The following is a 19,475-nucleotide window of genomic DNA, read 5'->3' as shown; positions in this document are numbered from 1 at the left end:
CCGCCCGATATAGGCTGTGGAACCCGGCTTTGAAATGGCGTCAGAGATCGGCCGGCGTCAGGAACGCTTCGAGATGGCCGGCGCCCTGGGCGGCTTTTGCCAGGTCGCCGTCGAAGCGGACGACCGCCAGGCCCGTGGTCGGGAAACCGTGGTTGAGCGTGGCCCGCGCCGTCTCGTCGCCGCTGCCCGAAACCGCCATGGCGAGATCCTCCGTCATCGGATTGTGGCCGATGACCAGCAACGAACCCGATCCGCCATTGTCGCGGATGAGGCGGAGGTAACCGGCGGCGTCTTCGCTGTAGAGCGTGTCGAAGAACAGGACCCGTCCGGTGTCGGTCTGACCGGCCAGGCCTTCCAGCGTCTCCTTGGCGCGTTTGGCGTTGGAGCAGATGGTCAGGTCCGGAACATAGCAGCGGGACCGCATGGCGGCGCCCATCATTTCGGCATCGGCGCGGCCGGATGCGTCGAGCGGGCGGTCGAAATCGCGCATGCCGGGCAGTGCCCAGCCGGCCTTGGCATGTCGCAACAGATAAAGCGTGCCCACCCAACCTCCGCTGACGCCGAATGCCGAACTTCCTGGATTAGCCACGAGAAAGCCGCTGCGCACAATGGCCCGTGTTCTTCAAACACAGCGAATCATCGATGTGCGGTGCCGCAAAGGGCGCTTGTGCTTCGGCGCGAAGATCATGCCGGTCTTCGAAAAGCATGTTGCACGGGATCCAAAGTGTCGAAGCGTAGTTTGGTATCGAAACGACCATTCGCTGCTGCAAAGGCGCCCGCCACCGAACATTAACAATTGCGTGAGACAGCGGCCGATTGCGCTTGTGCAGGCGTCGGACCGCGAATATATAGGCGCCAAAATTGGGGCAGTTTGGGTGAGTCGAATGAACGACATCGTTACCGCCGATTACATACCCTCCGAAGACGAGCCGTTCATGAATGAACGGCAGAAATCCTACTTCCGCCAAAAGCTCGTCACCTGGAAGAATGACATATTGCGCGAAGCGCGCGAAACTCTCGAAATCCTGCAACAGGAAAACGCCAACCACCCCGATCTCGCCGACCGCGCCTCTTCGGAAACCGACCGCGCTATCGAGCTCAGGGCCCGCGACCGCCAGCGAAAGCTCATCGCAAAGATCGATTCGGCCCTGCAGCGCATCGACGAAGGCACCTACGGCTATTGCGAGGAGACCGGCGAGCCGATCGCGTTGAAGCGGCTTGATGCGCGTCCGATCGCAACGTTGTCGATCGAAGCGCAGGAGCGGCATGAGCGCCGCGAAAAGGTCTATCGCGACGACTGACGCATAGCCCATGGGCTGTGCTCATGACGGTTTGCGGCGATGTTGATATAAGAATGGCCGGTTTTCCGGCCATTTTTGTTGGCGCGCCCGCCCGGCCCAATTCCCCGGCCGGCTGCGCAGGTCAGATTCTGATCATCTCTTCTGGCTGGAGAGTTCGCCCAGAAGCTTCGTCATTTCGTCGTCGAGCGACTGCGGCGCCTTCGCCGCCGGTTTGCTCACCGGGCTGCTCGAACGCGGCTGGTCGAGCGACACTTCGAGTTCCTTCATCAGCTTATCGTCGATGCTGTCCTGCGTTGGCGTTGGCGGCGGTGGCGCCTGCCTGACGGCATTGGCGTTCGCGGATCCATAGGCGGGCAGCGGTGTGACATTGGTCGGCTGTGGCTTCGGTAGCGGTGCTGGTGCAGGCACCGGTGCTGGCGCTGCCTGGCGCGGGCGTGCGGGCGCCGCCGCATTCACCGGCTGCGGAGCAGGTGCTTGCCTGGCCGGCGGCAGAGGAGCGGATTGAGGTGCACGCGGTTTCGCCGCTGGGGCCGCGGCGGCCGGCACCGGCTGCAAGCCGCCATCTCCGGTCAGCGCCGGACGGCGTGGCGCCGAAAGCCGGATGTCACGTTCGACGACAACGTCGGTCGGACCGCCGATCAGCAGCAGATGTTCGATATCATCGCGGCGTATCAGCACCAGCCGGCGATGGCTGTCGACGGCGGTGGCGTCCATGACGGCCAGCCGCGTCTTGCGGTTCCTGCCGCCGGCAACGAAGGTTCCGAACGTCAGGTTGCGCACAAGCTTGATGATAACGAGAACGATGACCAGCAGGACAAGCGCTGCAAAAGTCCACAACAGTGCTGCGGCATAACCGGGGCCCGCCACGCTATCCAGCCATTGCATTGGTTTTCCCTGATTGCCCTGAGGAGGTGATGCGACACTAGACCGTTGCGGCGGGCTACCGCAATGCGTTTCCGCTCTTGATGAACAGCTTGAAAACTCCGAAGGCCGGAAGATATCATTTTTATCCGACATTTGCCGCCCAGGCCTTTTCCGGACCAGGAGAATATGATTCAACCGGTCAAGGGCGGGTGTCGGAACACCGGATTCACGAGCAGGGGGCACATGGCCAAGGAAGCGCGCGGCGATTTCTATCCGGTACCGATCGTCGACCAGAATACGCGACCGGGCGCGGTTACCCGGCTCATCATTTTCATCGTCGTTCTGACCGGGGCCGCTATTGTCTTCGGCCTTTTCCGCGAGCGCCTCGGCGACCCTTTCCTGCTCGGTATGCTCGGTGTGCTGGCGATGATCGGCGTCGGCTTCCTGTTCGCCACGGCGATCGGCTTCGTGCAGATCACGCCACGCTCGACCGGTGACGAACTCTCGAAGGCATTCGTTGATTCTATGTCGCAGGGCCTTCTCGTCACCGACACCAAGGGCCGCGTCGTCTACGCCAATCGGGCCTATGCCGACATGACCGGAGCGACGTCGGCGGCCGACCTGAAGACGGTCGAGGGGTTGCTCTCGGATGTCCCCGAAGCCTCGGTGACGATCTATCGGCTGGCGTCCGGCCTGCGCGACGGACAGTCGGGCGACGGCGAGTTTCGTCTCGCGCAGTCCATTCGGCCGGGCGCCGAGCCCGGCGCCCGCTGGTATCGGGCGCGTGCCCGCGCCTTCAGAGTTCCGGGCCAGCGGCTGCCGATGCTGGCCTGGCAGCTTGCCGACATCTCGCAAGAGCGGGCCGAGCAGGAGCGTTTCTTCCTCGACCTGCAGAAGGCGATCGATCACCTCGACCATGCGCCAGCCGGCTTCTTTTCAGCCGACCAGGACGGCCGTGTCACCTACATCAACGCCACGCTTGCCGAATGGCTGGGCATCGACCTTACCAGTTTCACGCCCGGCTCCGTCACCCTGCCGGAGATCGTGGCCGGAGACGGCATGGCGCTGGTCCGCTCGGTCAAGGCCGACCCCGGAACGACACGCAACGCGGTCATCGATCTCGACCTGACGACGATGACGGGCGAGGCGCTGCCGGTGCGCTTCATGCACCGCGTTTCGGCCAGCCGCGAAGGCCTCAACGGGCCGACGCGCACGATCGTGCTGAACCGCACGCAGGGCGAGGACGCCTCGGCCGACCTGCGTGCTTCGGAAGTGCGCTTCACCCGCTTCTTCAACTCGACACCGATGGCGATCGCCGGCGTCGACCACAGCGGGCGCATCCTGCGCACCAATGCGCCGTTCCTGTCGCTGTTTTCGTCCGTCGTCGACCGGGACGCGGTCGATCGCCGCGTGCGGCTCGACACGGTGATCCATGAGCGCGACCGGCCGGCCTTCGCCGCGGCTTTCGAAAAGGCGCAGCAGCGGCAGGCCGACATCGAGCCGATCGATACCTTGCTGCCCGGCAACGACGACCGGCACATCCGTTTCTACGTCAACGCGGTCGCCGACGGCACCGGCGGCGAGGGGGCTGAGGAGTCGGCGATCGTCTACGCCGTCGAGACGACGGAGCAGAAGGCGCTTGAAGGGCAGATGGCGCAAAGCCAGAAGATGCAGGCGGTCGGCCAGCTTGCCGGCGGTATCGCGCACGACTTCAACAATGTGCTGACCGCCATCATCATGGCGTCCGACCTTTTGTTGACCAACCACCGTCCGTCGGACCCGTCCTTCCCCGACATCATGAACATCAAGCAGAATGCCAACCGGGCGGCCTCGCTGGTGCGGCAATTGCTTGCCTTCTCGCGCAAGCAGACGCTGCGGCCGGAAGTGCTCAACCTGACCGACGTGCTGGCCGATCTCAGGATGCTGCTGGCCCGCCTTGTCGGCAACGACATCAAGCTGAAGGTCGACCATGGCCGCGACCTGTGGCCGGTCAAGGTGGATATCGGGCAGTTCGAACAGGTGGTGGTCAACCTTGCGGTCAACGCGCGCGACGCCATGCCGGCCGGCGGCGATCTCACCGTGCGCACGCGCAATGTGACCGCCGAGGAATGCAAGGCCTTCTCCTACCGTGAACTCACCCCGGCCGACTATGTCGTGGTCGAGGTCGAGGATACCGGCAGCGGCATCGCGCCCGACGTGCTGAAGAAGATTTTCGAGCCCTTCTTCACCACCAAGGAGGTCGGCAAGGGCACCGGGCTTGGCCTGTCGATGGTCTACGGCATCATCAAGCAGACCGGCGGCTTCATCTTCTGCGATTCCGAGGTCGGCAAGGGCTCGACTTTCCGCATTTTCCTGCCGCGTCATATAGCGGAAGCGAAAAAAGCAGGCCAGCCCGACGATCTGCCGGCGGCACCGGTGAAGGTTGCCGATGCGGCCAAGGATCTGTCCGGCTCGGCCACGGTGCTGCTCGTCGAGGACGAGGACGCCGTGCGCATGGGCGGGATGCGGGCGCTGGTGTCACGCGGCTATACCGTGCACGAGGCCTCCTCGGGCGTCGAGGCGCTGGAAGTGTTCGAGGCGCTGGGCGGCAAGGTCGACATCGTCGTTTCGGACGTGGTGATGCCTGAAATGGATGGGCCGACGTTGCTCGGTGAACTGCGCAAGCGCCAGCCGGACATCAAATTCGTCTTCGTGTCCGGCTATGCCGAGGATGCATTCGCCAGAAACCTGCCGGCGGACGCGCATTTCGGCTTCCTGCCAAAGCCGTTTTCGCTCAAGCAACTGGCGACGATCGTCAAGGATGTGCTGGAGAATTAGAATCTCCTGATGTTCTTTTCCTTGCAAGACGCCGTGACAACGCCATGATTGAGGGCTGAAACGGCAGGCGGGCTTGGGGGAGCAGCGGTTGACGCCACACAACGAAGCAGACAAGGGTGCCTACGCCGACACGGTGTTGTTGCCGGGTGACCCGCAGCGCGCCGAATGGATGGCGCAAACTTTTCTGGAAGCGCCGCGCTGCATCAATCGCCGACGCGGCGCCCTTGGCTTTACCGGACTGTTTCGCGGCAGACCCATCAGCATTCAAGCGACCGGCATCGGCGTCTCGTCGTTTCTGATCTATGTGCATGAATTACTTGACTATTATGGCGCTCGGACGTTGATCCGCACGGGCACCTGCGGCAGCCTGACGGCCAAGGCCAAGCTGCGCAGCCTGGTCATCTCGCAATCGGCACAGGCGGAAAGCGCTCAAAGCGGCCAGGTTTTCGGCCTCTACAAGGCTGTCGCCGGTCCGGATCCAGCACTTCTCAGCTGCGCGCTGACCAAGGCAGCCGAACTTGGCATCGACCATTGTGCCGGCCTGACGGTTTGCAGCGACATCTTCTATCATCCTGAAGGACGCGGCCGCTTTGCCGATGCGCAGGCAGCCGGTGCTCTGGCCGTGGATATGGAAACCAGCGCGCTTTATCGCATCGCGGCCCATTTCGGGGCTCGGGCACTGTCGATGTGCACGGTGGTCGACAACATCGAGACCGATGAACTGACCGACTACTCCGAGCGCCAGGAGCTGTTCAGCGATATGAGCCGGCTGGCTCTTGCTGTCGCGGTCGACAGCTAGGCAGCTTGCCGCTTCGGCATCGCCTGTTCATCCATGCCTGGCCGATGGCCGCGCAAATAGAGCGCGCAGGTGGTGCGCAGCATGGAGGCAAAGTTTGGAATGGCGCCGTTGATCTCGATGGCTTCGTCGTAAAGCTTGGAGATGAATTTCGGCGTCGTCAGGCCTTGGTTTTCGGCGATTTCATCGAGCAACGCCCAGAAGGTCGCCTCAAGCTGGATGCTGGTGGAGTGGCCGTCAATGCGAATCGACCGATTGATCTGGCGATAGCCTTCGGGGTCCTGGCCCGCAAATACCCTGCACATCCGACAAACCTCCCATGCTTGTTGGTCTTGGGCGGGCAGGCGTACGGTCTGATACTGCTCGACCTGTCCCCGTGCGCATTCTCTGGCAAAATTGCCGGAACGGCAATCGGACTTTCGTCCCTGTCCCCTAAAGCGCGTCGCCAGTTCACGGTTTTGGGCGTGGTAACCGGCTGCCACCACCTTTTCCCCGCTCTGCCCATAATTGGCTCCACACAAGGGCGGAGACTGATTTGGCCAAAGCAATTCATTCCATGATCCGGGTTCTCGACGAGGCCCGATCCGTCGATTTCTACAGGAATGCCTTCGGGCTCGATGTTGCCGACAGGCTGGACTTCGAGACGTTCACGCTCATTTACCTCAGCAACGCCGAAACCGGGTTCGAGCTCGAACTGACAGTGAACAAGGGTAGGGTCGAGCCCTACGTGCTCGGCGATGGTTACGGCCACCTCGCGGTCTCGATCGCCGACCTCGACAGCGAACATGATCGCCTCGGCGCGCTCGGCCTCAACCCGAAGAAGATCGTCGAGTTCAACCATGACGGTTCGCCGATCGCCCGCTTCTTTTTCATCGAGGATCCGGACGGCTACAAGATCGAGGTTCTGCAACGAGGAGGCCGCTTCCAATAGGAGACAATGCGGCCGCACCGGCGCGTGCGGCGCCAGCAACGGCGCGCTCAAGCATTTCGCCCAAAAGTGCGCAGCGGTTTTGGGACAACGAGATGCACAAACAAGGTCTTGAAGCACGTCGATTGTGGCGCGCTTCAAGGGGCGCAAATAGCAAGCAGGGAGGAATATTATGGTCACGATCTATGACGGGAAGCCTGGACTTTCACGTCGTGAGCTTCTCAAACGCGGTGGCATTGGTGCGCTGCTCGTCATTTCCGGCAGCGCGGTCATCAGCCCCGAACATGCCTGGGGGCTCGAGACATCCGCGCTCAAGCCCGAAACCATGGCGACGCTGATCCAGATGGCGCGCGACATCTATCCGCATGATCAGGTTCCCGACAAATATTACGCCATCGCCGTGAAAGGCCATGACGAGCAGGCCGGCAAGGACGCCGCCTACAAGACGATGATCGAAGACGGTATCGCCGACCTTGACAAGAAGTCTGGGGACGGAGGCTACCGGGGCCTTGGCTGGGAGGAGCAGCGCGTCGCGGTGCTGAAGCAGATCGAGGCGACGCCGTTCTTCCAGGCCATCCGTGGCGGCCTCGTCGTCAGCCTCTACAACCAGAAAGAGGTCTGGCCGATCTTCGGCTACGAGGGCGAGTCCTTTTCCAAGGGCGGCTACATCGCGCGCGGTTTCAACGACATCGAGTGGCTCTGAGCCCCGTCGTTTTGAACCCGCAAACAGAAATCATGGGAGGAAACCATGGCAACAGCATTTGACCTGAACAACGACGGCGTGGTCGTCATCATCGGCTCGGGCGCCGGCGGCGGTACGCTCGGGAACGAACTTGCCCAGAAGGGTGTCGACGTCGTCATCCTGGAGGCCGGCGCGCGCCACGAATATGAGGAGTTTGTCAACGACGAGTGGGATTCGTTCACCCAGCTCGCCTGGAAGGACAAGCGCACCACCTCCGGTGACTGGCGTGTGGCCAAGGATTTTCCGAACCTGCCGGCCTGGATCGTCAAGTCGGTCGGGGGTTCGACGACCCACTGGGCCGGAGCGTCGCTGCGTTTCCAGGAGCATGAGTTCAAGACGCTGTCGACGTATGGCAAAGTGGAAGGTGCCACCCTGCTCGACTGGCCGATCACGTTGGCCGAGATGGAGCCCTACTATGCCAAGGCCGAAGCCAAGATGGGCGTCACCGGGACCAATGACTGGCCGAGATTGCCGGGCAACAACAATTTCAAGGTGTTGAAGGCTGGCGCCGACAAGCTTGGCTATAAGGAATGCCACACCGGCAACATGGCCATCAACTCGGTCGAGCGCGACGACCGCTTGTCCTGCCAGCAAACCGGATTTTGCTTCCAGGGCTGCAAATGGGGCGCCAAATGGTCGACGCTCTACACCGAGATCCCCAAGGGCGAGGCAACAGGCCATCTCGAGGTCAGGCCGAACGCCATGGCGATCAAGATCAACCATGACGCCTCGGGCAAGGTGACCGGCGTGGTCTACGCCGACAAGGATGGCAAGCTGCAAGAGCAGAAAGCCCGTATCGTCGCAGTCGCCGGCAACTCAATCGAAAGCCCGCGGCTGCTGCTCAATTCGTCGTCGGGCAAATTCCCCGACGGCCTTGCCAACTCATCGGGGCAGGTGGGCAAGAACTACATGCGCCACACCACGGGCTCGGTCTATGCCATCTTCGACAAACCGGTGCACATGTATCGCGGCACCACCATGGCCGGCATCATCCGCGACGAGGCGCGCCATGATCCGTCACGCGGCTTCGTCGGCGGCTACGAGTTCGAGACGCTGTCGCTCGGCCTGCCGTTCATGGCGGCCTTCCTCGATCCAGGGGCCTGGGGCCGCTCGTTCACCACGGCGCTCGACCACTACGACCACATGGCCGGGCTGTGGATCGTCGGCGAGGACATGCCACGCGCGGAGAACCGCATCACGCTGCATGCCGACATGAAGGACGAGCACGGCATGCCGATCGCCGACGTGCATTTCGACGATCACCCGAACGATACCGCGATGCGCAACCATGCCTACAAGCAGGCCTCGGCGCTTTATGCCGCGGTCGGCGCCACGCGCACCTTCCCGACGCCGCCCTATCCGTCGACCCACAATCTCGGCACCAACCGGATGAGCGAGAAGGCGGCAGACGGCGTCGTCAACAAGCATGGCCAGACGCACGACATCAAGAACCTGTTCGTGTCGGACGGCAGCCAGTTCACGACGGGTGCCGCCGAAAACCCGACCTTGACGATCGTGTCGCTGGCGATCCGCCAGGCCGATTACATCGCCGCGCAGATGTCGGCCAAGACGATCTGAGCCGGCAAGACATCGCCCCGTAACCGGGGCGGTGCCAATTTCAGTGTCCTCCCGGGCCGCAAGGCGGAACGCGCAACGCGCGTTCCGCCTTTTTGTGTGACCAGACTGATTAGGCGCCGACCGGCTGCCCGTCCTTGCGGCGGATGGCGACCACGGACGGGCGGGGCAACTGGCCGTCCTTGAAGTCGGGCCACAGTGTCTGCACTTTGTCGAGCGTCTCGGCGTCCTCGGCCGGGTGCTGGACCGACAGGAACAAGGTCGTGCCGTCGGGGGTAAAGCAAGGGCCGGTCGCTTCGGCGCCATGCGGGCAAGTGAACAGCAGCTTCGGCAGGCCACGCGCCGGGCCTTCGGTGTCGACGCCGTAGACGCCGTCCGGCAGGTCGAAATCATTGGCACCGTCGGTCGCCACCCAGAGCCGGCCGGCCGGATCGAAGGTGATGTTGTCGGGGCAGACGAACCAGCCATTGTCCGATGTTTCCGGATGGAAGGTGGCGCCGACCGCGGCGTCCTTCGGGTTGCCGCACAGCACGAACAGATCCCAGGCATATTTGTCGGCGGTATGGTCGGCGTCCACGCCGCGGCCGCCTGGCGGGATCAGTTCGACGATGTGGCCCCAGAGGTTTTCCGGACGCGTGTTGGCCGGATTGACCTTCGACTGGTCGCGCTTCTTGTTCTTGGTCATCACCGCATAGACGCGGCCGGTCACAGGACTGGTCTCAATGTCCTCGGGGCGGTCCATCGGCGTGGCACCCAGCGCGTCCGCCGCCAGCCGTGTTTTCAGCAGCACTTCGGCCTGATCGGCAAAGCCGTTTTCAGCCGTAAGCTTGCCTTGGCCGTGAACCAGCGGCAGCCAGGTCATGGAGCCGTCGGCGTCGTAGCGCGCGACCGAAAGCACGCCATCGTCCAGCAGGTCGTTGCCGGAGGCCGGTTTGGCCGGATCGTAAGCCTTGTTCGAGACGAAGCGGTACATGTATTCGAAATAATCGTCGTCGCCCATGTAGACGACGACGCGGCCGTCCTTGTTGAGGACGACGGTGGACGCCTCATGCGACATGCGGCCAAGTGCCGTGCGCTTCACCGGCTTGGACTGGGGATCATAGGGATCGATCTCGACCACCCAGTCGAAACGGTTGGCCTCGTTCGGTTCGTTGTCGAGATTGAAGCGGTCGTGGAAGCGGCCACGGCCATAGATGTCGGAACCGTCGAAGCCATAACGATCGAGGATTTCCGCGCTCGGCGCCTTCTTCGGATCGCCGCCGAACAGGTCGGAAACACCTTCCTCGCAGGTCAGCACGGTGCCCCACGGAGTGAAGCCGCCGCTGCAATTGTAACTGGTGCCGAGCACCTTCTTGCCGGTAGCATCGGCCGAGGTCTGCATCAAGGCATGGCCGGCAACCGGACCGGAAACGGTCATTTCGGTGTTGGCGGTGATGCGGCGGTTGAGCGGGCTGTCCTCGACCAACGACCACTTACCATCCTTCAACAGCACTTCGACGATCGAGTGCCCCATGGCGGCCATGCCGAGATCGACCTGTTCCTTGCTCATCGTCTTGCCGGCGTCATCCTCGGTCATGCCGGGAAACATGACATTGGGCGAGATGTATTCGTTGTTGACGCAGAGCAGGCCGTGGTCGGAATTGACCGTGCCTTTTGGCAGCGGCAGGAAGGCGATGTAGTCACAGTTGTAACCAAAGCGCTTCTCTTGCTCGTCGGCAGCGACCTTGTTGCCGTCGAAATCCGGCAGACCCGCGACGAGCGGGTCGCCCCAGCGTGCCACGATCGTGGTCTCATAGCCTTCGGCGGCGGCGTGGGTCTTGTCGTAGACGCGCTTCAACTCGGGAAAGCCAAGTGTGGAAAGCGCCGCGGCATGTGTTTCTCCGGCAAACAACGAACCGACGAAGCTGCCGCCGGCAATCAAAGCACCAGATGCGAGGCTGCCTTTCAGGAGAGTACGGCGCGAGACGCGCTCGGCTATGACGTCGCGAATGACAGGGGAGGATGAAGACGGTGAATTGGCCATTGTGTCTGCCTCTCAAGGTGGATGGTGACGGCGCACCGCTGCCTATCCAGTTTCGGCAACATCCAGATGACATGAGAGAGAGGCAGGCCCGCCGAGGCGGCGGCCATTGCCAGGGAATAACTTACTGGCCGCTTCCTTTGGTGCAGGTCGAGGCGGTGAAGGCGCCGTCGGGCTGTCTCATGATGATGTCGAAGGAGGGCGCACTTTGACCGTCGAGCGTGGCCTGGGTCAGCGACAGCGAGTTGCCGCCAGCCGTATATCCGCCGAGCGGTCCCAGCCAGGAGATCACACCGTTTGCATCCATCTGGTAATTGTAGCCCTGCTGGGCGGTCCCGAAGGTGACTGGGCCGCTGTAGACGTTGCCCTTGATGGTGATGTCACCGAGGTCGAGGAACATGCCAAGCAGGTACACTTCGCAGTGGTAGATGCCGTCGGGCATCTTACCGTCGCTGAAGTCGGCTCGGGCAGTGCCGGTCGCTGCCGCCAGAAGCAATATGCCGATAAAAATGCGTGAAATGCCGGATGCCATGACGTCGCTCGTTTGATGGGGCGAGCTTGCCCTATTTCTGCGCCGAGCCGCAACATCCGCCGGCGAAGGCCAAAAACTAGGCACATTGCCAATTTGGGCGAAAATTAGGCAGGCGCCTTGTGCGCTGCGCAAATTTCTCTCAATCAATTTTTAACCGGTCTTCTTTGTTTTCATAAAGCTAATATACCAAGCGCCTGATAATGTTTAACTATCACCCATTATTCGGCATCTCCTGAGCGATTGGCACGGGGGTTGCATTGCATTGTTGCGGTGCAATCAACCAGCTTGGGAGTGTTAGGCATGAGGGGTAATTTCTCGACAATAACAAAAATGTTTTCGGCGAGCGTCGTTGCCGCCGGCCTGTTGATGTCCGCGCCTGCCAGGGCGGCCGACGACACGATCAAGGTCGGCATTCTCCATTCACTGTCCGGGACCATGGCGATCTCTGAGACGACGCTCAAGGACGCCATGCTGATGCTCATCGATGAGCAGAACGCCAAAGGTGGCCTGCTTGGCAAGAAGCTCGAAGCTGTGGTCGTCGATCCGGCCTCCAACTGGCCGCTGTTCGCCGAAAAGGCGCGCGAGCTGATCTCCAAGGACAAGGTCGCCGCGGTGTTCGGCTGCTGGACCTCGGTGTCGCGCAAATCAGTGCTGCCGGTGTTCAGCGAGCTCGACAACATCCTGTTCTATCCCGTCCAGTATGAGGGCGAGGAAAGCGAGCGCAACGTGTTCTACACGGGTGCGGCGCCGAACCAGCAGGCCATTCCGGCCGTCGACTATTTGATGAGCGAGGATGGCGGTTCGGTGAAGCGCTGGGTGCTTGAAGGCACCGACTACGTTTATCCGCGCACAACCAACAAGATCCTCGAGGCCTATCTGAAGGCCAAGGGCGTCGCGGCGGAAGACATCATGGTCAACTACACGCCGTTCGGCTTCTCCGACTGGCAGACCGAAGTTTCAGCAATCAAGAAGTTTGGTTCGGCCGGCAAGAAGACCGCCGTCGTCTCGACCGTCAACGGCGACGCCAATGTGCCGTTCTACAAGGAACTCGGCAACCAAGGCATCAAGGCCGAGGATATTCCGGTCATGGCCTTCTCGGTCGGCGAAGAAGAGCTTGCCGGTCTCGACACGGCGCCGTTGGTTGGCCATCTCGCCGCTTGGAATTACTTTGAAAGCGTCGATACGCCTGAGAACAAGAAGTTCATCGCCGACTGGCACAAGTTCATCAAGAACGACAAGCGCACCACCAACGACCCGATGGAAGCCCACTATATCGGCTTCAACATGTGGGTGAAGGCGGTCGAGAAGGCCGGCACCACCGATCCGGACAAGGTCATCGACGCCATGATCGGCGTTTCCGTGCCCAACCTGACCGGCGGCTATTCGACCATGATGCCGAACCACCACATCACCAAGCCGGTGCTGATCGGTGAAATCCAGGCCGACGGCCAGTTCGAGACGGTTTCGCGTACGCCGGGCCTGGTGATGGGCGATGAATGGTCCGACTACCTGCCTGACTCCAAGGACCTAATCTCCGATTGGCGCGCGCCTCTGTCCTGCGGCAACTTCAATGTCGCCACCGGCAAGTGCGGCGGCAAGGGCACAAACTGATCCTCCCGGGCTGACCAGGTCAGGACCGCAGGTCCATGACCTCAGACCGCCAGCGTCCGGACGGTTTCCTCCGCCGTCCGGACGCCCAATTCAACATTCAAGGGTCGCCTGAAGCCGATGAACCTGTTGCGCGCGATTGGCCTGACGCTTTTGTTCCTGCTGGCGACGCTGTCGTCGTCGGGTGCTGGCGAAGCCGATCTGCGTGGAATCATCGCCAAATTCGCGACGGCCAAGGGCTTTTCCGAGACAGGCACCGTCGTCCACGACCTGGCGGCCACAGGTGATCCGGCTGTCGAACGACCGCTTGCGGCACTTGCCGACGGTAACCTCTATATCCGCAAGGCGGATTCGCTGGTCTTCGTCGGCAAGGAAGCCGGCGACAGCGTTGAGCTGTTCGATCCGCTGAGCGGCGAGAAGTCGGCGGATGCCGCCAAGGACGACATCACCAAGATCAAGGTCAACAACACACTGCGCCGCGTCATCCGCGATGCGCTGGGCACGCTGACGCTCGGCGCCAAGGATCCGGCCGTGCGCATCGCCGCTGCCGACACCATGTTCAAGACACCCGATGCCGCAAACATTGGGCCGCTGGACACCGCGATCGCCAGCGAGACGGTGGCCAGCGTCAAGGCCCTGCTCGAACAGGCCCGTGCCGCATCTGTCCTGGTTTCTGACCGGCCGGATGCCGACAAGCTCGCCGCCATCGCGCTGATCGGCGCACGGGGCGACCGCGATGCGGTTTCGCTGCTCACCTCGGTCGAGGCGACCGCCTCGGGTGCGGTCAAGGAGGCGGCGACGGCCGCAATCGCCGACATCAATTCGACGCTGGCCTTCTGGGATGCCGGCCAGAACATCTGGTACGGGATTTCCCTGGGCTCGGTGCTGCTGCTGGCGGCAATCGGGCTTGCCATCACCTTCGGCGTCATGGGCGTCATCAACATGGCGCATGGCGAGATGGTCATGCTCGGCGCCTACACGACCTTTGTCGTCCAGCAGGTGATCCGCACATCCTTTCCCGGCCTGTTCGACTGGTCGCTGGTCATCGCGCTGCCGCTCGCCTTCCTCGTCGCGGCGCTTGTCGGCCTGGCCATAGAGCGTGGCGTTATCCGCTTTCTCTACGGGCGGCCGCTGGAGACATTGCTGGCGACATGGGGCGTGTCGCTGATCCTGCAGCAAGCCGTGCGCAGCATCTTCGGGCCGACCAACCAGGAAGTCGGCAATCCCTCCTGGATGTCGGGCTCGTTCAATGTCGGCCAGCTCGCGATCACCTGGAACCGCCTCTGGATCCTGGTCTTCGCGCTCTCCGTCTTTGCCGTGCTGCTCTATGTGATGAAGCGCACTCCCTGGGGGCTGCAGATGCGCGCCGTCACCGCCAACCGGCGCATGGCCGCCTCGATGGGCATCAGGACGCCATGGGTCGATGCGCTGACCTTCGCGCTGGGTTCCGGCATTGCCGGCATCGCCGGTGTTGCGCTTAGCCAGATCGACAATGTCTCGCCCAATCTCGGCCGCGGCTACATCATCGACAGCTTCATGGTCGTCGTCTTCGGCGGTGTCGGTAATCTATGGGGCACGCTGGTCGGCGCCTTCTCGCTCGGCATCGTCAACAAGTTCCTCGAGCCCTATGCCGGCGCCGTGCTCGGCAAGATCGTCGTGCTGGTGCTGATCATCCTGTTCATCCAGAAGCGCCCGCGCGGCCTGTTCGCGCTCAAGGGCAGGGCGGTGGAAGCATGATCACCGGACGCTTCTTCGCCGCGGGTGCGGACCGCCGCATCGCCATCACGATTCTCATCCTGCTGGCGGTGGCGATCATCGTGCCGCTGCTCAACCTGGCTGTGTCGCCGACCAGCGCCTTCTACGTGCCGTCCTACATCGTGGCGCTGACCGGCAAATATCTCTGCTATGCGCTGCTCGCCTTGGCGCTCGACCTTGTCTGGGGCTATTGCGGCATCCTTTCGCTCGGCCACGGCGCCTTCTTCGCGCTCGGCGGCTATGCGATGGGCATGTATCTGATGCGCCAGATCGGCGCGCGGGGCGTCTATGGCAATCCCATCCTGCCGGACTTCATGGTGTTCCTGAACTACAAGGAACTGCCCTGGTTCTGGACTGGTTTCGACCATTTCTGGTTCGCCGGCCTCATGGTGCTTGCGGTGCCCGGCCTGCTCGCTTTCGTCTTCGGCTGGTTCGCCTTCCGCAGCCGTGTCACAGGCGTCTACCTCTCCATCATCACCCAGGCGATGACCTATGCGCTGCTGCTCGCGTTCTTCCGCAACGATATGGGTTTCGGCGGCAACAACGGCCTGACCGATTTCAAGGATATTCTCGGCTTCAACGTGCAGGCCGACGAGACGCGTTCGGCACTGTTCGCCGCCAGCGCGGTGACGCTGGCGTTCGCCGTCTTCGTCACCTGGGCGATCGTCGGTTCCAAATACGGCAAGCTCCTGATGGCCGTGCGCGACGCCGAGAGCCGCACCCGCTTCCTCGGCTGGCGGGCGGAGAATGTGAAGCTGTTCGCCTTCACCGTCTCGGCGGTCATGGCCGGCATTGCCGGCGCGCTCTATGTGCCGCAAGTCGGCATCATCAATCCCGGCGAGTTCGAACCGTCCAATTCGATCGAGGTGGTGATCTGGGCGGCCGTCGGCGGGCGCGGCACCATTGTCGGGCCGATCATCGGCGCGCTGCTGGTCAATGCCGGCAAATCCTGGTTCACCGGCGTGTTGCCGGAATTCTGGCTGTTTGCGCTCGGCGGCCTGTTTGTCGCAGTCACGCTTTTGCTGCCCAAAGGCATCGTCGGCATGTGGGATTCCTGGCGCGGCAACGCCAAAGCGCTGCGGGCGGCCTCGCTGGCCGAGGAGGCCGGCATCGACCCCGTCGTCCCGCCGCCGCAGAAGATCGTTCGCAGCGCGGCGACAAGGCCTGGCGACTGGTCCTCATCCAGCCCCGAACCACAGCCGGCGGAGTGAGCGATCATGAGCAAGTCGCACACGATCCTCTATCTCGACGGCGTCTCGGTTTCCTTCGACGGCTTCCGCGCCATCAACAATTTGTCGCTGGTGCTCGACAAGGGCGAGATGCGCGCCATCATCGGCCCCAACGGGGCCGGCAAGACGACGATGATGGACATTGTCACCGGCAAGACGCGGCCCGACGAGGGAGAGGTTTTCTTCGACGGCCAGATCGACCTGACCAGGCATGATGAAGCCGAGATCGCCATGATGGGCATCGGCCGCAAGTTCCAGAAGCCGACGGTCTTCGAAAGCCACACGATCGAAGAAAATCTGATGTTGGCGTTGAAGGGGCCGCGCTCGATCTTCCCGGCGCTGTTCCATCGACGCTCGGCCGCCGAAGCGCGGCAGATCGACGACATTCTCGGCATTATCCGACTTGGTGACAAACGCGATCAATTGGCTGCAAATTTGAGCCATGGACAAAAGCAGTGGCTGGAGATCGGCATGCTGCTCGCGCAGGACCCGAAGCTGCTGCTGGTCGACGAGCCAGTCGCCGGCATGACCGATGCAGAGACCGAGGAAACCGCGCGACTGCTCAAGGAGATCGCGCGCGACCATTCGGTCATCGTCGTCGAGCACGACATGCATTTCGTGCGCGAGTTGGGCGTCAAGGTCACCTGCCTGCACGAAGGCTCGGTGCTGTCCGAGGGCACGCTCGATTTCGTGTCTGCCGACGAGCGCGTCGTCGAAGTCTATTTGGGGAGATGAGCATGGTCTGGCGGGTACAATTCCATCGCTTCGATCTGTCCTTCCTGCGGTTCTGGAGAAGGCGCTGACATGCTCGAAGTTTCCGATGCCACGCTGCACTACGGCGCCGCCCAGGCGCTGCGTGGCGTGTCGCTGAAGGCCGGCGCCGGCAAGATCACCTGCGTGCTCGGCCGCAACGGCGTCGGCAAGACCAGTTTGATGAGATCGATCGTCGGCCACCATCGGCTGACGAGCGGAAGCGTTGCCTTCGAGGGGAAGGCGCTCGACCGGAGCGCGGCGTATGACCGCGCCCGGTCGGGCATCGCATTCGTACCGCAGGGCAGGGAGATCTTTCCGCTGCTCACGGTGCGGGAAAACCTGGAATCGGGCTTTGCGCCGCTGAAGCGTGGCGACCGCAACGTGCCCGCCCATGTCTTCGAGTTGTTCCCGGTGCTGAAGCAGATGCTGGGTCGCCGTGGCGGCGACCTTTCCGGTGGCCAGCAGCAGCAGTTGGCCATCGGCAGGGCGCTGGTGATGCGGCCGAAGCTGCTGGTGCTCGACGAACCGACGGAAGGCATCCAGCCGTCGATCATCAAGGATATCGGCCGCGCCATCCGCTATCTGCGCGACCAGGCGGGCATCGCCGTGCTTTTGGTCGAACAATATCTCGATTTCTGCCGCGAGCTTGCCGACGAGGTCAACATCATGGACCGCGGCCTGATCGTCCACACCGGCCCGGCGGAAGATCTCGACAGGGCGGATGTCCGCAAATTCCTGACCGTCTAAGCGCGTCGCATCCAGACGGATTCAAACGACGCGCTTTAGATCTGTGGTTTTGTCCATGTCGTTGTCCCAAAACCGCTGCGCACTTTTAGGGGACATGCACTAGAATCGGCAATGGACTTCAGGTGACGGTCCGAAGTCTTTCGCAAGTCCAATATTTCTTCGATCCAGTCATCCGTGTCTCTGGCGCGGCGGCGGCTGCGTGCTAGTCTTTTCTTGGCTTTTGTGAGTCGGCCGTTTCCGTATCAGTCTGGTGTTATCGCAGATCGAGGGGCGCGGCGATGGCCGGGCAAGTTCCACGCAAGCATGCATTCCTAGCTTCCCTCCTGCGATCTGATTGTCGTTCAACGCGTTTGGGCACACAGGCTAAGGGACTGCCATGGAACGTTACGTCGAGGACTATCAGAAGCGGCGGCTAACCGAACGCGTCGATATCATCACCGCGATCAACATATTGAGGTCCCAGGGGTACGATCGCGATGAACTGATCGAGGAAATCACCAAGGTCTTCTATGTCGATCTCGATGCTTTCAACGAAATCGTCATGGCGGCATAGGGCTGCCTTCACTCACGATCGTCTTGCCGAAACAGGCAAGGCTGTCCCGACGATACGGTCGACATATCAGGATTGCAGTTAACCCACGCGCCGGAGTGGCGAGGCGGTGACGCGGTTGCGGCCGCCGCGCTTGGCAGCGTAGAGCGCCTTGTCGGCGGCGCTGAGCACCTTGTCGAAGCTGAGGCCCTCCTTTGTGCCGAAAGCAAATCCGGCACTGACCGTGCATGTCAGCGAACCCGTCTCGGTTTCGATGCGGCATGCGGCGAAGGCGGACCGTATGGCCTCGGCCGTGGCCTCCGCCGTTTCGGGCAAGGTCCGCTTCAGCACCAGAGCGAATTCCTCGCCGCCCATGCGCGCGGCGACGTCGGTCGGGCGAAGATTGCCGGCGAGTTCCCTGGCGAACACCCTCAGCACCTCGTCGCCAGCGGCGTGGCCGAATTCGTCGTTGATGGACTTGAAGCCGTCGAGGTCGAACACAACCACAGCGGTGAAGGCTCCGACCGGGGCACTGCCATGCAGGTCGAACAGCGCGCGCCGGTTGAGTAGGCCCGTCAGCGGGTCGGTCAGGGCGTTGTGGCGGTGATGCCTGGCCAAGCGCCCTTGATTGAGCGCCAGCGACAGGGCGCCAATGCCGGTCATGCTGGCGATGACGATGATGAGGCTCAACTCCTCGGCCCAATTGCTTGGTGCATGCCCAAGGATCAGCTTTCCGTCCCAGGCGAGAACCATGGCGCAGAGGGCGAAGGACGTGGCCGTGGCCGAATAGAGCGCCGTGATGCCGATTGTCAGGGCAGGCGCTTCGTTGCGACCCTTCCAGTATTCGAGCGCCGTTGCGAACAGAAGCAAGGCAGCAAACATGTTCTCCAGCATGAAGCCGAGACCGTCATAGCCGAGAGCCATGGCAGGCAGCACGACGGCCAGCGAAATGCTGCCAACCACCGTTCGCGGGATCGGCGAGCCGCCGGTTCGGAACTGGTAGGCCGCGCCCAGCATGGCTGAAAAACCAAGCAGGAGCAGGGCAACGGTCGCGATGCCGAGCAGGCGCCCGGGCATGTCGATATAGGCGTCATAGGCAAAAATGTCGGCGACTACCAACAGCAGGCTGACCGCCCATGTCAGCAGGAATTTCTCCGAGCGAGCAGTCAACCACATGCCAAACAGTGTCAGGCTCAGGCAGGTGGCGGAAAAACCAACAGCCAGCAGAAGTGAAGTGTAGTCGAGCGACATGCCCTCGTTCCTTGCCGGCGGCGATCCC

The 19,475-nt window shown here is 62.3% G+C and carries 18 protein-coding genes; 12 read left to right on the top strand and 6 right to left on the bottom strand.

What is annotated here, in order from left to right:
• Positions 1-40 precede the first annotated feature (40 nt).
• Positions 41-544, bottom strand: coding sequence for a SixA phosphatase family protein (locus AC1DYW_RS19505; RefSeq protein WP_095085083.1), 504 nt, complete (start codon positions 542-544; stop codon positions 41-43).
• 340 nt (positions 545-884) lie between these two features.
• Here AC1DYW_RS19505 and dksA point away from each other — a divergent pair, with 340 nt between their 5' ends.
• The gene (gene dksA, locus AC1DYW_RS19500) at positions 885-1,301 is read left to right on the top strand and encodes an RNA polymerase-binding protein DksA (protein WP_095085082.1); all 417 of its coding nucleotides are present in this window, start codon (positions 885-887) and stop codon (positions 1,299-1,301) included.
• Positions 1,302-1,433: 132 nt separating this feature from the next.
• Here dksA and AC1DYW_RS19495 read toward each other — a convergent pair whose 3' ends face one another.
• Positions 1,434-2,186 carry a hypothetical protein gene (locus AC1DYW_RS19495; protein WP_477227315.1) on the bottom strand — a complete coding sequence of 251 codons (753 nt, stop codon included), beginning with the start codon at positions 2,184-2,186 and terminating at the stop codon, positions 1,434-1,436.
• A 222-nt stretch (positions 2,187-2,408) separates the two neighbouring features.
• On the opposite strand from AC1DYW_RS19495, the gene cckA reads away from it, so the two are divergent.
• Together cckA and AC1DYW_RS19485 are read left to right on the top strand one after the other, a co-directional pair.
• Positions 2,409-4,982 carry a cell cycle histidine kinase CckA gene (gene cckA, locus AC1DYW_RS19490; RefSeq protein ID WP_457150760.1) on the top strand — a complete coding sequence of 858 codons (2,574 nt, stop codon included), beginning with the start codon at positions 2,409-2,411 and terminating at the stop codon, positions 4,980-4,982.
• Positions 4,983-5,070: 88 nt separating this feature from the next.
• Positions 5,071-5,781, top strand: coding sequence for a purine-nucleoside phosphorylase (locus AC1DYW_RS19485; RefSeq protein ID WP_457150759.1), 711 nt, complete (start codon positions 5,071-5,073; stop codon positions 5,779-5,781).
• Here AC1DYW_RS19485 and AC1DYW_RS19480 read toward each other — a convergent pair.
• Complete coding sequence (locus AC1DYW_RS19480; RefSeq protein ID WP_457150773.1) at positions 5,778-6,083, bottom strand: ribbon-helix-helix domain-containing protein; 306 nt, start codon at positions 6,081-6,083, stop codon at positions 5,778-5,780. The two genes, AC1DYW_RS19485 and AC1DYW_RS19480, sit on opposite strands and share 4 nt — an antisense overlap.
• Positions 6,084-6,313: 230 nt before the next feature.
• Between AC1DYW_RS19480 and AC1DYW_RS19475 the strand changes: the two genes are divergently transcribed.
• The 3 genes from AC1DYW_RS19475 (at position 6,314) to AC1DYW_RS19465 (ending at position 9,026) form a co-directional block, all read left to right on the top strand.
• Positions 6,314-6,709: a VOC family protein gene (locus tag AC1DYW_RS19475; protein ID WP_095085077.1), complete on the top strand. Its 396-nt coding sequence runs from the start codon at positions 6,314-6,316 to the stop codon at positions 6,707-6,709.
• Between the two features lie 169 nt (positions 6,710-6,878).
• The gene (locus AC1DYW_RS19470) at positions 6,879-7,409 is read left to right on the top strand and encodes a Twin-arginine translocation pathway signal (protein ID WP_095085076.1); all 531 of its coding nucleotides are present in this window, start codon (positions 6,879-6,881) and stop codon (positions 7,407-7,409) included.
• Positions 7,410-7,454: 45 nt separating this feature from the next.
• Complete coding sequence (locus tag AC1DYW_RS19465) at positions 7,455-9,026, top strand: GMC family oxidoreductase (protein ID WP_457150758.1); 1,572 nt, start codon at positions 7,455-7,457, stop codon at positions 9,024-9,026.
• Between the two features lie 109 nt (positions 9,027-9,135).
• On the opposite strand, the gene AC1DYW_RS19460 is transcribed toward AC1DYW_RS19465, so the two are convergent.
• Positions 9,136-11,046, bottom strand: coding sequence for a PhoX family protein (locus tag AC1DYW_RS19460; protein WP_477227314.1), 1,911 nt, complete (start codon positions 11,044-11,046; stop codon positions 9,136-9,138).
• 121 nt (positions 11,047-11,167) lie between these two features.
• Positions 11,168-11,575, bottom strand: a complete 408-nt coding sequence (locus AC1DYW_RS19455) for a hypothetical protein (RefSeq protein WP_095085151.1) — start codon at positions 11,573-11,575, stop codon at positions 11,168-11,170.
• Between the two features lie 300 nt (positions 11,576-11,875).
• On the opposite strand from AC1DYW_RS19455, the gene urtA reads away from it, so the two are divergent.
• From urtA to AC1DYW_RS19425, 6 genes are all read left to right on the top strand, one after another.
• A complete protein-coding gene (urtA, locus tag AC1DYW_RS19450; RefSeq protein ID WP_184874024.1) occupies positions 11,876-13,186 on the top strand; it encodes an urea ABC transporter substrate-binding protein in 1,311 nt (436 codons plus the stop codon).
• 117 nt (positions 13,187-13,303) lie between these two features.
• On the top strand, positions 13,304-14,920 hold the full coding sequence (urtB, locus tag AC1DYW_RS19445) for an urea ABC transporter permease subunit UrtB (RefSeq protein WP_457154076.1): 1,617 nt from the start codon (positions 13,304-13,306) through the stop codon (positions 14,918-14,920).
• On the top strand, positions 14,917-16,149 hold the full coding sequence (urtC, locus tag AC1DYW_RS19440; protein ID WP_457154077.1) for an urea ABC transporter permease subunit UrtC: 1,233 nt from the start codon (positions 14,917-14,919) through the stop codon (positions 16,147-16,149). The genes urtB and urtC overlap by 4 nt, the downstream gene beginning before the upstream one ends.
• A gap of 6 nt (positions 16,150-16,155) precedes the next feature.
• Complete coding sequence (gene urtD, locus AC1DYW_RS19435; protein ID WP_457154078.1) at positions 16,156-16,902, top strand: urea ABC transporter ATP-binding protein UrtD; 747 nt, start codon at positions 16,156-16,158, stop codon at positions 16,900-16,902.
• A gap of 69 nt (positions 16,903-16,971) precedes the next feature.
• Positions 16,972-17,667, top strand: a complete 696-nt coding sequence (gene urtE, locus AC1DYW_RS19430) for an urea ABC transporter ATP-binding subunit UrtE (RefSeq protein ID WP_095085070.1) — start codon at positions 16,972-16,974, stop codon at positions 17,665-17,667.
• A gap of 376 nt (positions 17,668-18,043) precedes the next feature.
• On the top strand, positions 18,044-18,220 hold the full coding sequence (locus AC1DYW_RS19425; protein WP_111546440.1) for a hypothetical protein: 177 nt from the start codon (positions 18,044-18,046) through the stop codon (positions 18,218-18,220).
• 78 nt (positions 18,221-18,298) lie between these two features.
• Here the strand turns inward: AC1DYW_RS19425 and AC1DYW_RS19420 are convergent, their stop codons facing one another.
• A complete protein-coding gene (locus tag AC1DYW_RS19420) occupies positions 18,299-19,447 on the bottom strand; it encodes a GGDEF domain-containing protein (RefSeq protein ID WP_477227313.1) in 1,149 nt (382 codons plus the stop codon).
• Positions 19,448-19,475 lie beyond the last annotated feature (28 nt).

The sequence above is a fragment of the Mesorhizobium sp. P2_D5 genome (assembly GCF_056404355.1).
This window is presented reverse-complemented; position numbering and strand designations above follow the sequence as displayed.

Coding starts and splice junctions, on each gene's coding strand:
- AC1DYW_RS19425 (WP_111546440.1), top strand. CDS start 18,044: ATGGAACGTTACGTCGAGGACTATCAGAAGCGGCGGCTAACCGAACGC.
- AC1DYW_RS19465 (WP_457150758.1), top strand. CDS start 7,455: ATGGCAACAGCATTTGACCTGAACAACGACGGCGTGGTCGTCATCATC.
- AC1DYW_RS19455 (WP_095085151.1), bottom strand. CDS start 11,575: ATGGCATCCGGCATTTCACGCATTTTTATCGGCATATTGCTTCTGGCG.
- dksA (WP_095085082.1), top strand. CDS start 885: ATGAACGACATCGTTACCGCCGATTACATACCCTCCGAAGACGAGCCG.
- urtB (WP_457154076.1), top strand. CDS start 13,304: ATGAACCTGTTGCGCGCGATTGGCCTGACGCTTTTGTTCCTGCTGGCG.
- cckA (WP_457150760.1), top strand. CDS start 2,409: ATGGCCAAGGAAGCGCGCGGCGATTTCTATCCGGTACCGATCGTCGAC.
- urtD (WP_457154078.1), top strand. CDS start 16,156: ATGAGCAAGTCGCACACGATCCTCTATCTCGACGGCGTCTCGGTTTCC.
- AC1DYW_RS19495 (WP_477227315.1), bottom strand. CDS start 2,186: ATGCAATGGCTGGATAGCGTGGCGGGCCCCGGTTATGCCGCAGCACTG.
- AC1DYW_RS19470 (WP_095085076.1), top strand. CDS start 6,879: ATGGTCACGATCTATGACGGGAAGCCTGGACTTTCACGTCGTGAGCTT.
- AC1DYW_RS19420 (WP_477227313.1), bottom strand. CDS start 19,447: ATGTCGCTCGACTACACTTCACTTCTGCTGGCTGTTGGTTTTTCCGCC.
- urtE (WP_095085070.1), top strand. CDS start 16,972: ATGCTCGAAGTTTCCGATGCCACGCTGCACTACGGCGCCGCCCAGGCG.
- AC1DYW_RS19480 (WP_457150773.1), bottom strand. CDS start 6,083: ATGTGCAGGGTATTTGCGGGCCAGGACCCCGAAGGCTATCGCCAGATC.
- urtC (WP_457154077.1), top strand. CDS start 14,917: ATGATCACCGGACGCTTCTTCGCCGCGGGTGCGGACCGCCGCATCGCC.
- urtA (WP_184874024.1), top strand. CDS start 11,876: ATGAGGGGTAATTTCTCGACAATAACAAAAATGTTTTCGGCGAGCGTC.
- AC1DYW_RS19460 (WP_477227314.1), bottom strand. CDS start 11,046: ATGGCCAATTCACCGTCTTCATCCTCCCCTGTCATTCGCGACGTCATA.